The sequence below is a fragment of the Segatella albensis DSM 11370 = JCM 12258 genome (assembly GCF_000426565.1).
GTDB classification, from domain to species: domain Bacteria; phylum Bacteroidota; class Bacteroidia; order Bacteroidales; family Bacteroidaceae; genus Prevotella; species Prevotella albensis.
This window is the reverse complement of record NZ_KE384540.1, coordinates 38,175-54,042: the sequence shown is the minus strand read 5'-3', so window position 1 is coordinate 54,042 and position 15,868 is coordinate 38,175. Positions and strand designations below refer to the sequence as shown.

Sequence of the window (15,868 nt, the reverse complement as noted above, 5' to 3'; positions counted from 1 at the left end):
AATTGGAATAAAATTAATCTTCAACGACTGCGAGAACATCACTCTGACGCATCATCAGAAACTTCTCACCGTTGTTTTCAATTTCAGTACCTGCATATTTACCATAAAGGACTTCGTCGCCTGCTTTCAAAATCATTGCGTCATCCTTTGTGCCCTGACCAACTGCTACAACTTTACCACGCTGTGGTTTTTCCTTAGCTGTATCAGGAATAATGATTCCACCTACTTTTTCTTCAGCTGCTGCTGGCTGTACCAGCACTCTGTCTGCTAATGGTTTAATTGTCATAATACTTATATTTTATTTGTTTAGACGAAATGTTATTTGGATTATATATCCATTATTGTAATAACGAAAACTGTGCCAAATACCATACGCTGACAAAAGAACTGCCATATTTGTCATGATGTGACAAATATGGCAGTATATATTTAAATCTTCAAAGGCTGTTTTTATTAGATTTCTTCCAAATCAATAAACTTACCTCTTGCTTTACGTTCTTCTATCATCTGCTTCAACTTTTGTTTACGATGTGGTGCTATCCATTTTCTAAAGAATATATTAGGGATATCTACACCAACAGCAATCATGATAATCAGCAAACTACCATTAATTGCGAAATGAGTGAACGCGGTAACTTCTCCAACAACACCTTGCATCTCAATGACACCATACAGAGCACGATACATCAATACTCCTGGAACCATTGGAATTACTGCTGGAATAGAAATTACCTGATGAGGGGTATGGAGCATGTGTACCACCTTAATATTAATAATAGAAATCAATGCACTACCGCACAATGTTCCTACAACAGGTCCAAAGTCCAGGCCTACATTGCCATTACTTGCACCTAAGTTTATAAAGTTACGAGAGCATACTGCGATGATACCACCGACAGCAACCCAAGGCATCAAGCGCTTTGGCGTATTAAAGATCGTAGCAAATCCCATTGCCGAAACCGCTGCTGCCAAAGCATATTCCCCAAAGGTATGGTGTGGAATCATACTCAGATCTTTCACGAAGTTATCGATACCACAGACCTTGATAGCCAAGGCTATACCAAAACTCATAGCCAGAACCATAAGTAAGGTATTAGTAGCTCTCACCAATCCCGTTTCTATATGGTTATCGAGCATATCACTAACAAAGTTGATCAATGGCACTCCTGGAACGATAAATAGAGCACAAGCCATCAATGGATGCCAAGGTGTCACAGAGAATAATATTGGGCGCAACCATTCTGGCAACACTGCCATCACAGCAGGAGTAGAGATATAGGCAGATGCCCAAGCCAAGAGTGTAGAAATGAAAGCGGCTACAGCGATATTAAAATAGATATTACTTCCATGATGGTTCAAGAACATACGGAAACGATTACCTAAGATTGCCGCTATTGACGCATAAAAGAATGCGGGCCAGTCACAACCGAACTGAATACAGAAACCGCCACAGGCGAATCCGGCACTGATAGCCACCATCCAATCATTATAAACACGAGGTGTGGTTTCTATATGTTCCAATTCTCTTTCAAAATCGTCCAAAGAATAATCTTCTTGGATAGCCTTCCAAGTCAACTTTGAAACTGCAGAGATGGCCGTGAAGTTAATACCATGCTTGTCACAACGCTGCATTTTAGAGAACGAATGATTTTCATCACTCAGATTCACATAGAGCATATTATAATCGATTTTGATATGGAGATTTGCATCTGGCAATCCCAGATAAGCTGCCGTTCGCTCCATATTGCGTTTGATACGCGATGTATCAGCCGAACTCTCCATAAGGATCTGCCCTGTGCGTAAAAGCAAGTCCAGTTTACGTCTCAATATACTCTCTGAATTGTTAAGGTCTACTACCTCTTTCATAACTATTTGTAAGCGAATTTTTAGTCAATATATCTGAAAACGCTGCAAAGGTACAAAAATTATTCGTTGTAATTGCCCTTTTCTCGGATAAAATATGAATAAAAAAAATCCGCATTCTTTAAAGATGCGGATTTATATTTCTACATTTCTATTTCAATGGATTCCAACCTTGCGCAGGCAAATCAAATTCTTGGTTGTCGCGAGTGATCAGCATCATTCCCAGACTTTCCTTGGTAATATACCCGATCTGCTTTACTCCCTGCATCTCTGAAATCTTGGCATGATCACCGATAGGAACCGTAAACAGCAGTTCATAATCATCACCACCGTTCAATGCACAAGTAGTAACATTCATATTCAATTCTTCAGCCATCACCGCTGTCTGATAGTCGATAGGCAACTGATTCTCATAGATTCTGCAACCACATTTACTTTGTTTGCAGATATGGTGTAGTTCACTACTCAATCCGTCACTGATATCCATCATCGCTGTAGGACGTATTCCTGCCTCACGGAGTTTCTGTATGATATTCCCCTGAGCTTCAGGCTGCAACTGTCTCTGCAACAGATATTCCTTTCCTGCAAAGTCTGGCTGGAAATCTTTTAGTTTCTCGGCATCCTTCTGAAGAGCCTGTACACGTTTCTCATCTCCTGCAGCTTTAGCATCACGGATTTTCTTATTCATATCTTCAATCTGTGAATAATAAATGCGTTTCTCACGCTCCAGAAGTTGCAAGCCCATATAAGCAGCGCCCAGATCACCCGTGACACAGATCAGATCGGTCTCGTGAGCACCATTACGATAGATGATATCTTCCTTCTTGGCCTCACCAATAGCTGTGATACTGATAGCTAATCCTGTATATGAAGAAGTTGTGTCACCACCAACGATGTCAACATTCCACTTATTACAAGCAAGTCGCATACCAGCATAGAAATTATCAATATCTTCTACCTTGAAGCGCTTACCGATAGCAAGATTCACGATGAGTTGTTTAGGTATTCCACCCATAGCGAAAATATCCGAAAGATTCACTATAGCCGACTTATAACCTAAGTGCTGCATATCGATATAGGTCAAATCAAAGTGTACACCTTCCATTAGCATATCACTCGTCACCAAGACCTCCTTATCAGGATAATGCAGTACCGCACAATCATCGCCAACACCTTTCAGTGTTGACTCATTTTTGATTTCAATATCACTAGTCATTCGGTCGATAAGTCCGAATTCACCTAATTCCTTAATTTCCATGAATTTATGATCGCTTTATTATTTCTCTGAATATTTCTGTCATACGTGGTTGTGCGGCATTGGCAGCTTCCTGCACTTCTTCATGGCTTACCTCTACAGGTACATCAAATCCGCCAAGATCGGTAATCACAGAGATACCAAACACTTTGATTCCGCAATGGCGAGCCACGATAACCTCAGGGACAGTACTCATACCAACGGCATCACCACCAAAAGTTCTGTACATTATATACTCTGCCGGAGTTTCAAATGTAGGTCCCTGTACACCGACATAGACGCCATGCTGAACCTTAATACCTTTTTCTTCAGCTATCTGATCAGCCAAATCACGCAGTCCTTTATCATACGCTTCGTGCATATCAGGGAATCTCGGTCCTGTAGGGAAATTCTTACCACGCAAAGGATGCTCCGGGAAGAAGTTGATATGGTCATCAATGATCATCAAGTCACCGATATGAAACTGAGGATTCATACCACCAGAAGCATTACTTACGAAGAGAGTTTTTATGCCGAGTTCGTACATGACACGCTCTGGGAATGTCACCTCTTTCATATTATAGCCCTCATAGTAATGGAATCTACCTTCCATTGCCATAATATCTTTTCCACCCAACTTACCGAAAATCAGTTTTCCGGCATGTCCTTCTACGGTAGACACTGGGAAATTTGGTATATCTTGGTATGAGAATTCATAACTATCTGTTATCTCTGAGGCCAATTGTCCGAGACCTGTACCCAGGATAATTGCTGTTTCCGGCTTTGTTGTCATTCTTTCTTTAAGCCAAGATGCTGTTTCTAGAATTCTTTCGTACATAGTATTCAGCTATTTAATATTAGTATGATTCATTATTATTTATGTTGTTTTGATTGCCATGGAGTAACAATTCAGTAATCCAAATTGTGCCAGTCATCAATGTTATTGGCAAAAGTATTGTTTTTATTTTAATATAACTAAAAAGGTATTCAAAAAAATGTTAATAACATCATTATCATAAATTCAACAAATAAATGTATTTTCCCGAACGGATCCCGAAAGCATACCGATGGGAATATTTTTATAAAGTTTAAACTTTGCTCACGAAAATGTTAAAACAAAAAGTGTACCAAATTTGGTTTCATCTAGAACATACCGGGAGACTCTAAAGCTCTTAAAAGTATAAGAAACATCCCTCAACAAGTTGAATTTTCGAATGAAGTTAACTTCATCGGCTTACGTAGTTAACTGTATAAGCTTATATTTCCTGTATATTCTGAGATTATATCAGGTTGTTAAAATTAACAACCTGATAATCAAACAGTTACATATTGCTCATATTTTTAATATTCATAATTACCCCGTCATCAATTCTGAATCCGCGAATTATGAGCGCCTTCTTCAATTGAAAATTTAACAATTAAAGGTTCATTAAACTTCGCATATGTCGAGAAGGGAAAGATACTTTATTTCAAGCTACCTTTATATTGTTATTCATTCTAATGAGATATCGTCATTTTCGTTAAACTATAACGATATTTTTTGATTTTTGCGTATATATTGAATTATCCTATTGTTAAATCTCTGTTCTTGATTTAAAAGGAATTTCACACGTATTGGCAGGATATACAAATTATCTTTCAACTTCTGAGGTAGCTCCTCGATACTTCTCAATCGGGCTGCATCCTTTTCTGTCGTAAGGATGATACAAGAGTCACCAAGTTGCTCAAGACGCTCTTTTATCGCATCGATGTCACAACTTTTATAGTTATGGTGATCCGCAAATATCATAGGGATAATACTTGAGCTATAGCTCTGCAAATCTACCATGATTTGTTCTGGGGAAGCAATACCGGTAAGAAGCAGTATCTGTTTGCCACGCAAGAAATCCAAAGGATACTTCTCTTTTTCTCCATACATGGCCTCAACACCATCATACTCTAATGTCGTAAAATAGAGATGCTGATAAGGATATAGACTCATGGCCTTGGTAAGCACGCGGAATTCCATAGGTTTCAAGTCTTTCGGACACTTGGTAACGATGACGATATCCGCACGATTCTTACCCGACAAAGGTTCTCTCAGTCGTCCTGCCGGAAGCAATTCATCATAGATGATCAACCGATGATAATCCACAAGAAGGATATTTACTCCTGGCTTGACATATCGATGTTGAAAGGCATCATCTAGTAATATGACCTGCACATCCTTTGTTTCTTCATCTTCCTGCAGGCGCATTATTCCCTCACATCGTTTTTTGCATACAGCAACATAAACATTCGGAAACTTACTATGCATCTGAAATGGCTCATCACCAATTTTAGGCATACTGGTATTTTCCTGAGCCAAAACATAGCCATGCGATTTTCGTTTATATCCACGCGAAAGAACTGCCACCCTTACACGGTCTTGAAGCAATCGGATGAGATACTCTACGTGTGGAGTCTTTCCCGATCCTCCTACGGTAATATTACCAACGGATATCACAGGGATAGCGAAACTCTTGCTTTTCAATATTCCTACATCAAAGCACCAGTTTCGTATTCTCACTACTACCCCGTAAAGCCAACTCAACGGTCGTAGCCATTCATTGATTTTTATAAAGTCTCCTTCTACTCTTTGTTTCACCATATAAATTAGTATGCCTTTATTTCAAAAGGGATTCTAGCCTGAAGAGCCTCTCGCTTATTGATATTCCTCAATTTCATGAATGGCTCATAATAGCTACCTAGCGTCAGACGTAATTGTTCATCAAGGTATGTACCATGACTGCCGGATAGATTTTTAAGCAGTTGAGCCATGAAGTCTGGTACTCTAGGCTGCTCTGTCACATAATATGTCTTGATATTACTATATTTTGCTGCACACGCGATAGCATCATCCAAAGAGCCTAGTTGGTCAACCAATTTTATGCCAATAGCGTCTTTTCCGAGCCATACTCTACCCTGCGCATTTTTCTCTACCTCTGCGATAGGCATCTTTCTGCCTTGTGCCACTCTCGAAGTAAAGAGTTTATATCCTCTTTCTACATATCCCTGCAGGGCCTGAGCCTCAACTGCTGAATATGGCCTTGCCATAGGTATCATACCTCCGCTCATCGAGAATCCGGCATTTTCATTGGTCTTTGCCTCATCAAACTTGATACCTAACTTATCGCCCAACAGATTTGTCACATCAGGTATACAAGCAAAGATGCCAATAGAACCCGTCAAGGTAGTTGGCTCTGCTACCAACCATCGAGCGCCCATACTCATATAGTAAGCACCCGATGCGGCCATGCCACCCATAGAGACGACAACAGGTTTCTTCTTATTAAGCTGGCTCACAGCATGCCAAAGTTGCTCACTGGCATAAGCATCACCGCCACCGGAATTGATTCGCAACACTACAGCTTTCACGTCATCATCGTTGGCAAGGGCATCCAAATCCTTAATTACATCCGGAGCGAAGATTTCGTTGTTACCTCCGAAGTCATAATCAGAACTCATCTGCACGATATCACCTTCACAATAATATACTGCGATTTCGTCTCCGTTCTCTTTTTCTAATACGGCATCATTCACTTCCTCAGGGCTTACCTGTGATATTACATCATCATCACTCAGTCCCATAGTTTTCTTGACCAAAGAACGAATCTGATCATAATACAAAGTGCCATCAACCAGTTTTTCTTTCTTCAGTACATCCGTGCCCTGAAGCATTGTTATCTGGTCGGCATATTTTCTAAGATCTGCCTCTTTGATATTTCTACTCTTTGAGACATCACTTACCAACGTATCCCAAATACCATTGATATATTTGTTGATCTGTTCACGATTGGCATCGCTCATTTTGTCTTCTACATAAGTTTCGGTATAGCTCTTAAACTTACCAACCTTGAACACTTGGAACTTCACACCAAGTTTTTCATAAAGTCCTTTATAGAATTCCAACTGCGAAGCTATACCATGCCAGTCTAATCGTCCTTCCGGATTAATATACAGTCGATTAGCCACAGAAGCCAGATAATAAGCACCCTGTGTATATTGGTCACCATAAGCGATGATAAATTTACCCGACTTCTTAAAATCTTCAAGGTCTCCTCTCAATTCCTGCAATGTCGCATAGTCTGTACTCAGTACACCAGCTTGCAGATAGATACCCTTGATTTTAGGTTCTGACTTAGCTTTTTTAATGGCCGACCTCAGCACATTAAGTCCCATCTGATTAATCTGATTTCCTGTCAATTCACTTAGGAAATTATCTTGTCCTTGTTCTGAGATTGTACCTTGTAGGTTAATAACCATCACCGAATTGTCACCGATGACAGTCTTAGTATTAGCAGACGAGATCATACCCACGATTGATATCAACCCGAGTAATCCCATAACGATTCCGAAACAGAAAATTCCGGCCATCGTTGCAAGCATGTATTTAAAAAACTCTTTCATAATAGGCAAAGGTAATAAAAAAATCTCAAACATACCTCTTTTTATTATAAAAAAGTTGTATATTTGCGCAAACTACATAAAAATCAAGACACAATGAAGAACATTTTGCGAAGTTTCTTTTCTCTATCTTTGGCTTTTATCGCTCTCTCGACATACGGAGAAGCAAAGCCTAAAGCGATTTACCTCTCGGAAGACAGTGGAGCCATTCTCTATTGTTATTTAGCCTCTAATCCCACAGGGAGAGCCGTCGTCGATTGTCCTGGAGGAGGCTATTCTATGTGGGCTGGCGACCATGAAGGGCATCAATGGGCGCCATGGTTCAACGAACGAGGAATCAGTTATTTTGTTGTAAAATATCGTATGCCGCATGGCGACCGTAACATTCCTATCGGTGATGCGATGAATGCGATGAAAACGGTTCGCGACTCTGCTCTCGCTTGGCATATCAATCCCGAGGATATAGGGATCATGGGATTTTCTGCTGGAGGCCATTTAGCTTCTACCATATCTACTCATGCCGATTACGCACATCGTCCCAACTTCTCCATATTATTTTATCCTGTTATCACCATGCAGGAAGGAACCCACTTCTGGTCTCGCCAGTTTTTGCTCGGCGAACAACCAAGCGATTCGCTTAAAGATACTTATTCCAATGAGAAGCAAGTACGTGTTCACCAGACTCCACCTGCCATCATCTTGCTGGCAAGCGATGACCATGTCGTACGTCCGGTAGAGAATGCTGTCGCCTACTACACAGCCATGCGCAAAGTTGGCAACGATTGTTCTCTGTTGATATATCCTTTCGGTGACCACGGCTTTGGTTTTCTGAACTCTTTTCCTTTCCACAACCAATTACTCAATGATTTAGATGCATGGCTCAATGCGCATCCTTCTCCAAAACTTGATGCTGTGAAAGTGGCTTGCATCGGAAATAGCATCACCGAAGGTATGGGTATCGAGTTACCTGCTCTTGAGGGATACCCTGCTCATCTTCAACATATTCTCGGCAACGATTACCAAGTCAAAAATTTTGGTATCAGCGCTCGTACACTCATGAACAAGGGTGACTTACCTTATATGCGCGAAAGTATCTATGACGATGCAAAGGCCTTCAATCCTGATATTGTCATCATCAAATTGGGCACTAACGACACAAAGTCTCACAACTGGGTACACAAGGCAGACTTCAAGAATGACTATCAACAATTGATTAACGAAATCAAGCATCTTCCTCATCATCCGAAGATCATTCTTTGTAGTGCTATTCCTGTGTTCAAACCGAGTTGGGGACTCAATGACAATATCATTTCAAAAGAACAGATGCCTATCATCCGGAAACTTGCCCAAAAGAACAAATGCCAGTATCTGGATTTACATACTTTGTTTACAGATTCCCAATTGGTACAGGACGACGGAGTACATCCTACATCAGAAGGAGCAAAGAAGATTGCGGAAATTATAGCAGATAAAATAAAGAAACTATAGGTTGATATAAGAATAGAAAACTTGAATATGAATATCGAACAGATAGCGACTTTTCATTCCCCTCTAAAATCAAAGTTTGGTATCCCGAAGCAATCAGGAATTGCCGAAAATCTCATGGGATATATTACATTGGAACCTACTTATCGAAATTCTGATGCAATTCGTGGCATCGAGGGATTCGATTACCTTTGGCTTATCTGGCAGTTTTCTGCCAACAAGCATGCAGCCAACAGTCTTCTTGTACGTCCACCACGTCTCGGTGGCAACGAGAAGGTAGGTGTTTTTGCCAGTCGTTCTCCATTCCGGCCCAACAGTCTGGGTCTTTCCAGTGTCCGTATCCACCATATCGACTATGATGCCAAGGATGCTCCCCGCATTTATGTTTCCGGAGCCGACCTCATGGATGACACTCCGATATTCGACATCAAACCATACATCACTTATGCCGATAGCCATCAGGAGGCCCGAAGTGGATTTGTCGACCAGAGGCAATGGAACAAATTAAAGGTGGAACTGAGCAATGACATCGAAGAAACTTTGCGACAGCAGCATGCCTTTACCGATACTGACATCGAGAGTTTGAAAGAGGTTCTCGCCGAGGATCCTAGGCCTCAATACCAGAATGACCCGGAAAGAATCTATGGCATGCCTTTCAAGAGTGAAGATATTCACTTTAAGGTTGTCGATGACACCGTCATTGTCCTTCCTTTGTAAACAGCACATGTTTACTGGATTATATATAAATCACCACATATAAAAATAACAGGGGGCACATCAATGTGATGTGCCCCTCTCTCCTGTAAACTAATAATAACACGATAACCTTTATTGCCAGCCACTTGCTCTCATATCCTCCATCCAATCATTGATTTCATGCTGTTGGGTATTATTCTTACGTTCTTTATATAGGAATCCTACAGTCTTCCAAAGTTTTCCTCTTTCACGATAGGTATACCAAAGAGCATAAGCTTTCATCTCAGGATAATATTTACCACCGCCATCTTGTAAGTCAAATTTATCCCACGATGTCAGTTTCAACGTCTGATCAGGATTCACTGTAATCTTAAAAGTACTTGTCGGACGATAATCATTCATCGCTCCTTCTTGCCATTCATTATTATAATGGAACATACGTACTGTCTGTCCATCATCTGTAGCAACAAGTTTTCTAGGCATCACATACACTAGAGAATCATTCGGATTATCAACGGCCTTGATGACACCATTCATGTAATATTGTCCGGAATATGGATTGCTAAGATGCAGATTCACAAGTGCGACAGTATCTGTCTTTGTTGCCTTAAACTCTGATGTCCCGGCAATCTTAAAAGCCAACATATACAAAGAATCACACTTCAGCGACTGTGGATTTACGTAAATTGGGAATGTGTGGTACACCTCACCTGCCTGTACCATAACCTCATTAGAAGGAATGCTATACACCGTATCACCAAGATGACGGAATTGTCGAGCCTGAGCAGAGACCTCACGTTCATTATAATATTGAATTGCTTCAGGACATTCTGCCAATGTCACCTTAACATCTCTGTCGAGAATACGGTTACCACTCACTGAGACCGATAAATTCACGGTATCTACAGGATATCTTAGATCTAAGTTTGCATCTATGATACGGTTGTGTGCTCCCACAATATATACAGTCTGAGGATACAAATCGGTATCCATCGGAGCCTCATCGGAGCAACTGGCCATCATTAGACCAGCTACTGCCGCAAGAGATATTGAAAGTATTTTTTTCATCTTCATACTATTATTCTTTAATCAGTCCAACCTGGATTCTGGCACAAACGAGCATTACGCTGCAGAATTACTTTAGGAATTGGATAGAAATACATTTTGTTCTTAAACAAGCGTTTCATGGTTTTCTCTGTATTCCATACACGTACGGTATAGAATCGCTGACGTTCAGCAGACTTGGCACTTACATCAAGTCCCATAACAGGTTTGTTCATTGCCTCTGGAGCATCTTTCCATCTACGCAGGTCATAATAGCGATGATCCTCGAAAGCAAATTCCACCTTCCATTCCTGTTTTATCAACCTCTTCATTTTTTCATAGTCAGAAGCGTCAGCAGTAGTGATACCCGGAAGACCTGCACGATAACGTATCATATTAAAATAATACACCATCTGTTCTACATCACGGCTCACGGTAACATGGTTTTCCTCGTCGGTATAAGGCGATTTCATCTCATTCATGGCCTCCACATATCCTAACAAGATTTCTGCATATCTCATCATTGGATATGTTTTTGCCTTACGTGAACCTTGCCAGTTCATAATATCTTCCTGATTGACATACTTCTTACAAGTATATCCCAGTCGGTTATAGTCTACCTTTACCGTACCTGTAGGCTGACTGTTACCATCTTTATAATAGGTTGCCACAAAGTTTTTCTTCGCTTCTGTACCTGTATAAGATGTACAAGGCCATACACAGTAGTTGAAACCGATGCTCGCATAATATCTCGGTTCACGGTTGTCATCTCTATGCGCACGCTCCGGAGCCAACACGTAATCTTCCGAGAAAGTCTTACCTTCACCTACAGCTTTCCACGATTTCTCTTCATCCGTAGCTTCACTATACTGTCGACCATCAGCCATACGATAAGAATCTACCATATCTATCGTAACAGAATAACCATTGATACCGCCTAATGGGTTTGGATAGAATGTCCAGTCATCAGCATCACTTCGTGGACAGAAGTATATCAACTCCTTATTATGTTCTGGTTCGATACTTCCATCAAAGATTGACTTATAACTCTTATATGGGTCGATATCCCCAGCACCATTCGGAAATGGTTTGTTCGATACTGTTGATGGTAATGGCAAAGTACCAGCCACACGAGAAGTGGTTTGAATCTTCTCTACAGTATTCAACTGATAACGTCCCATATCGATGATACGCTTATAGAGAGCAGCAGCCTTTCCCCATTTCGTATTGTCCTCGGTCTGTGCTATAAATGGCGTACCATCAGTGCGTTTCCAATCTGCATAATAGGTATTACCATTAAACAATGGAGAAGCATCGTATAGTCTTAATCGTGCTGCAAACGAAAGAGCTGCGCCACGAGTCGGCAAATAAAGGAATGCCTTTTCGCGCTGTACAGGCAACAGTTCGGCTGCCTTCTCGAAATTCTTGCAGACATACTCCACACAATCGTCATAACTCGACCGTTCATACGAAGCTACATCTGCCTGTGTATCACTGGCAAAAGGTGTATCTGGCAAGATAGGCACCGGTCCATAAAGGCGCATCAAACTATAATAGAAATAAGCCCTGAGAAAATAAGCACGTCCCATATAGTCGCGCTGCTCAAGGTCTGTAAGTTCTGTACATTCAGGTATGCGCTGTATCAAAATATTTGCCTTACGGATACCCTTGAACATATTTTCCCAAATGTCATAGCCCTTTACATCGTTTACAGATACCTCATCTATCATCAGATAGGAACCACGGTGATTCCAATCAGCCCAAGGCACAATAGCCTCATCAGCCGCCAAACCACTTGGTGAATAAGAACCTCCTGAAATGATTTTTGATTCATCGGGCAGAAACGAAGCTGCACCATTGATATATTGCAGTACGCGGGTCTTGGAGGTAAAGACGGAGTCGATAGTCACCTGGTCATTAATATAGCTATCAATATCAAGGAACGACTCTCCACACGAACTGAGTGAAAATATAGCAGCGCCAGCAATCATAGGCAGCGCCAGCTTGCCAAACTTGGCTAAAGATAATTTCATCATCATTTTTCTTGATTAGAATGATACGTTAATCTGTAAAGTGAACACACGCTGCAATGGGTAAGCAGCACCATTACCACTGGCCTGTGAAGGATCGAAGATCTTGTCACCATGATCCCAGAGAGCCAGGTTTTCACCGATCAGACTGATAGAAGCATTCGTCATATAGAGTTTTTTCACTAAAGACTTGTCTAGATTGTAAGTAAGTTGTACATTCTTCAGTCGGAGATATGCACCATTGCGCAACCAGAATGTAGAATATACCTGTGAATTAGCATTAGAACCATATGAGAGACGAGGGAACTTAGCATCAGCTCTTTCTGTAGAAGGGTCACCAGAGAAAGCTGCTGATGTCCAACGGTTGTTCTGGTCGGCTACTATCTTCAGGATATTACCAGTCTCTTTATTTTCAAATGGTACATAACCGGAGCCACCGGCATAATACTGTACATGAGAAACACCACCAAAGAGTACACTCAATGTCCAGTTCTTCCAATACACCTCTGTAGCGAAACCATATTGTATCTCCGGCACATTACTATATTTCAATGGTATCTGGTCATCCCAGTTTACTACACCGTCACCATTCACATCCTTGTATTTAATATCACCAGGCAACACATCACTAGCAAAGGTCTGTCGAGGAGAATTTCTGATTTCATCCTCATCCTTGAAAAGTCCGAGTGCGACAAGTCCACGCTGTATACCCCATGTATAACCCGTTGTATACTGATATGGATAACTCTTTATCGACTCCTCAAACTCCAATACTTTATTCTTCGATTGTGTCAAGTTAGCACGTAATGTAAGTCCTGCATCCTTACCCAAAGGTTGGAAGTAAGAGATATGCCCATCCACACCCCAACTCTTCATCTTTCCGACATTAGCATATGGCATGGATGCTAGACCCATTTCGGCAGGAATACTTGCTCGCTGCTGATAAATACCAGAACGGACATCCTTATAGAAATCTACGGACAGGTCGATATGTTCACCAAATAGTTTCATATCAATACCGAGATTCTGCTTTACGGCCTTCTCCCATCTTAGATTGTTCGAACCTACCTGTGTCTCGGTAATACCAGAACCAGAATTCCAAGGACCAGAACTTCCTGAACCCATCAGAGAAAGATAAGGGAATCGACTACCCGAAATCTGATCATTACCTACCTCACCATACGACAAACGGAACTTCAGATAACTCATCCAAGGCAACAACTGGCGTACAGCCTTATATTGTGTAGGGATCCATCCCCCGGAAACGGCTGGGAACAATCCAAACTTATGACCTTTTTCAAAAGCTTCTGACCCAGTATAACCTAAGTTACCTTCTACGAAATAGGTATCTTTATAAGAATAGGTCAACCTACTTGATAAACCAATATATCGTTTTGGAATAGCCGTAAGCAATGTTGTATTACCAGATGATTTGTAATCAGAGAGATAATAGTGTACCAAACCACCAACACGATGATCTTTATTGAAGATACGGTCATAATTTAAATGAGCTTCGAAATAGTACTTGCGATCCACAAATCTGTCATTCGCATATTGTTGACTCTGATAATCACGCACCTTGATGAGATCAAGTTCTCCATCACGTTTACGCTTTGTAGTGTAATAAAGAGCAGGCCATTTACTACGACTTTCAGAAAGAGATGAGTTAGAATCAAAGTTGAAAAGCAATGTAGCCGACAAACCCTTCGTAATACAACTCAAGTCCTTATTATAGGCCAAATTCAATTTAGTGTTGTTACCATAATATTGGCGATAACCAGTCATATTCAACAAAACATATGGACTGATCTTATTGTTGTCAGCTCCATAAGCAGGATATTCCCCCGATGAATAGACCAATGGTACCGTGATAGGAGTCAACGTAGAACAAGCTTGCCACAAAGCATCAGAACTATCACCATATCCCGGATAGTTACGATCCTGTATCGTCGTTTCCAATCCTAAGGTCAATGTAGAAGTACGTGTTAGGTTTACATCCACATTAGCACGGAAGTTATACTGACGGAACTTAACATTAGAATCTTGGTCTTGAAGTTTGGAATCCTGCTTGAAGATACCATCCTTATTGAGCATACCCAAACTTAGATAATAACGAGCCACCTGACCACCACCAGATGCACTGAAGTGAGCTTGCTGATACCATGTATGGTTACGCAAAATCACATCATGCCAATCTACATTAGGATGTAAATCTGGATCCATACCATTCTTGAAGAGGGCCATATCTACATTATTGAAGATTGGGTCAAGCCCACGTGAAACTGCAGCCTCATTGGCTAACGAAGCATATTCATAGGCATTCACATATTCTGGCATTCGTGGAGAGTACGAATAGTTCACGTTAATCTTACCATCAATGCGTAATTTACCAGCCTTACCTCTACGTGTCGTTACCAGTACTACGCCATTAGCACCACGAGTACCATAGACGGCTGTTGCCGATGCATCTTTTAGAATAGAAAAACTCTCAATATCCTCTGGATCAAGTTTATTTAAGTCACCTTCTATACCGTCAATCAACACCAGCGCACTTGAGTTAGCACCAAAAGTACTGATACCACGAATCCAGAATTGTGAATAGTCCTTACCCGGTTCACCACTTCTCGTCACAGAGATAATACCAGGAACACGAGAACCCAACATATTAGATACTGATGTAGCAGGCACGTGAAGTTCTTTAGCTTCCACATTCGTGATAGCACCTGTCACAGAAATCTTACGCTGGGTACCCTGTCCGACAACGACGACCTCATCCATATTGTCCACAGCCTCATGGAGTACAATACGCATACGAGCATCACTCTTATTTAGTTTCTGTTCATACTTTTTATATCCGATATACGACACCACGATTGTCTGTCCCGGTTTTATACCGGTCAACTTGAACCGTCCGTCCATATCCGTGATTACGCCCTTGCCCGGAACCTCCTTTACACTCACCGTAGCACCGATGATTTCTTCACCCTGTTCCGTCATCACCAATCCCGAAGCATCCAGTTCATTCTGAGCATGCACTCCAAGGAAAGGGCATAGCAGAGCCACTAAAATGATAATTATTGTATGTTTCATT

11 protein-coding genes are annotated in these 15,868 nt (G+C 41.1%); 2 read left to right on the top strand and 9 right to left on the bottom strand.

The window, feature by feature from the left end; translation table 11 throughout:
- Positions 1-13: 13 nt before the first annotated feature.
- From K333_RS0110075 to sppA, 6 genes are all read right to left on the bottom strand, one after another.
- The gene (locus tag K333_RS0110075; protein ID WP_024989994.1) at positions 14-286 is read right to left on the bottom strand and encodes a co-chaperone GroES; all 273 of its coding nucleotides are present in this window, start codon (positions 284-286) and stop codon (positions 14-16) included.
- A gap of 167 nt (positions 287-453) precedes the next feature.
- Positions 454-1,866 carry a threonine/serine exporter family protein gene (locus K333_RS0110070; RefSeq protein ID WP_036889192.1) on the bottom strand — a complete coding sequence of 471 codons (1,413 nt, stop codon included), beginning with the start codon at positions 1,864-1,866 and terminating at the stop codon, positions 454-456.
- Between the two features lie 148 nt (positions 1,867-2,014).
- The gene (gene thiL, locus K333_RS0110065) at positions 2,015-3,121 is read right to left on the bottom strand and encodes a thiamine-phosphate kinase (RefSeq protein ID WP_024989995.1); all 1,107 of its coding nucleotides are present in this window, start codon (positions 3,119-3,121) and stop codon (positions 2,015-2,017) included.
- 4 nt (positions 3,122-3,125) lie between these two features.
- Complete coding sequence (locus K333_RS0110060) at positions 3,126-3,935, bottom strand: purine-nucleoside phosphorylase (RefSeq protein WP_027452659.1); 810 nt, start codon at positions 3,933-3,935, stop codon at positions 3,126-3,128.
- A gap of 687 nt (positions 3,936-4,622) precedes the next feature.
- Positions 4,623-5,726, bottom strand: a complete 1,104-nt coding sequence (gene lpxK, locus K333_RS12460) for a tetraacyldisaccharide 4'-kinase (RefSeq protein ID WP_036886232.1) — start codon at positions 5,724-5,726, stop codon at positions 4,623-4,625.
- Between the two features lie 5 nt (positions 5,727-5,731).
- The gene (gene sppA, locus K333_RS0110050) at positions 5,732-7,525 is read right to left on the bottom strand and encodes a signal peptide peptidase SppA (protein ID WP_024989997.1); all 1,794 of its coding nucleotides are present in this window, start codon (positions 7,523-7,525) and stop codon (positions 5,732-5,734) included.
- Between the two features lie 93 nt (positions 7,526-7,618).
- On the opposite strand from sppA, the gene axeA1 reads away from it, so the two are divergent.
- Together axeA1 and tsaA are read left to right on the top strand one after the other, a co-directional pair.
- A complete protein-coding gene (gene axeA1 / locus K333_RS0110045) occupies positions 7,619-9,010 on the top strand; it encodes an acetylxylan esterase AxeA1 (protein WP_027452658.1) in 1,392 nt (463 codons plus the stop codon).
- A 27-nt stretch (positions 9,011-9,037) separates the two neighbouring features.
- A complete protein-coding gene (tsaA, locus tag K333_RS0110040) occupies positions 9,038-9,724 on the top strand; it encodes a tRNA (N6-threonylcarbamoyladenosine(37)-N6)-methyltransferase TrmO (protein WP_024989998.1) in 687 nt (228 codons plus the stop codon).
- Positions 9,725-9,835: 111 nt separating this feature from the next.
- Here tsaA and K333_RS0110035 read toward each other — a convergent pair whose 3' ends face one another.
- Genes K333_RS0110035 through K333_RS0110025 form a run of 3 tightly spaced genes read right to left on the bottom strand, consistent with a single transcriptional unit; the run spans position 9,836 to position 15,867 of the window.
- Positions 9,836-10,771 carry a BT_3044 domain-containing protein gene (locus K333_RS0110035; protein WP_027452657.1) on the bottom strand — a complete coding sequence of 312 codons (936 nt, stop codon included), beginning with the start codon at positions 10,769-10,771 and terminating at the stop codon, positions 9,836-9,838.
- Between the two features lie 17 nt (positions 10,772-10,788).
- On the bottom strand, positions 10,789-12,786 hold the full coding sequence (locus K333_RS0110030; RefSeq protein WP_244870429.1) for a RagB/SusD family nutrient uptake outer membrane protein: 1,998 nt from the start codon (positions 12,784-12,786) through the stop codon (positions 10,789-10,791).
- Positions 12,787-12,795: 9 nt separating this feature from the next.
- On the bottom strand, positions 12,796-15,867 hold the full coding sequence (locus K333_RS0110025; protein WP_027452655.1) for a SusC/RagA family TonB-linked outer membrane protein: 3,072 nt from the start codon (positions 15,865-15,867) through the stop codon (positions 12,796-12,798).
- Position 15,868 lies beyond the last annotated feature (1 nt).

Coding starts and splice junctions, on each gene's coding strand:
- K333_RS0110075 (WP_024989994.1), bottom strand. CDS start 286: ATGACAATTAAACCATTAGCAGACAGAGTGCTGGTACAGCCAGCAGCA.
- sppA (WP_024989997.1), bottom strand. CDS start 7,525: ATGAAAGAGTTTTTTAAATACATGCTTGCAACGATGGCCGGAATTTTC.
- K333_RS0110030 (WP_244870429.1), bottom strand. CDS start 12,786: ATGATGATGAAATTATCTTTAGCCAAGTTTGGCAAGCTGGCGCTGCCT.
- thiL (WP_024989995.1), bottom strand. CDS start 3,121: ATGGAAATTAAGGAATTAGGTGAATTCGGACTTATCGACCGAATGACT.
- K333_RS0110070 (WP_036889192.1), bottom strand. CDS start 1,866: ATGAAAGAGGTAGTAGACCTTAACAATTCAGAGAGTATATTGAGACGT.
- tsaA (WP_024989998.1), top strand. CDS start 9,038: ATGAATATCGAACAGATAGCGACTTTTCATTCCCCTCTAAAATCAAAG.
- K333_RS0110025 (WP_027452655.1), bottom strand. CDS start 15,867: ATGAAACATACAATAATTATCATTTTAGTGGCTCTGCTATGCCCTTTC.
- K333_RS0110035 (WP_027452657.1), bottom strand. CDS start 10,771: ATGAAAAAAATACTTTCAATATCTCTTGCGGCAGTAGCTGGTCTAATG.
- lpxK (WP_036886232.1), bottom strand. CDS start 5,726: ATGGTGAAACAAAGAGTAGAAGGAGACTTTATAAAAATCAATGAATGG.
- axeA1 (WP_027452658.1), top strand. CDS start 7,619: ATGAAGAACATTTTGCGAAGTTTCTTTTCTCTATCTTTGGCTTTTATC.
- K333_RS0110060 (WP_027452659.1), bottom strand. CDS start 3,935: ATGTACGAAAGAATTCTAGAAACAGCATCTTGGCTTAAAGAAAGAATG.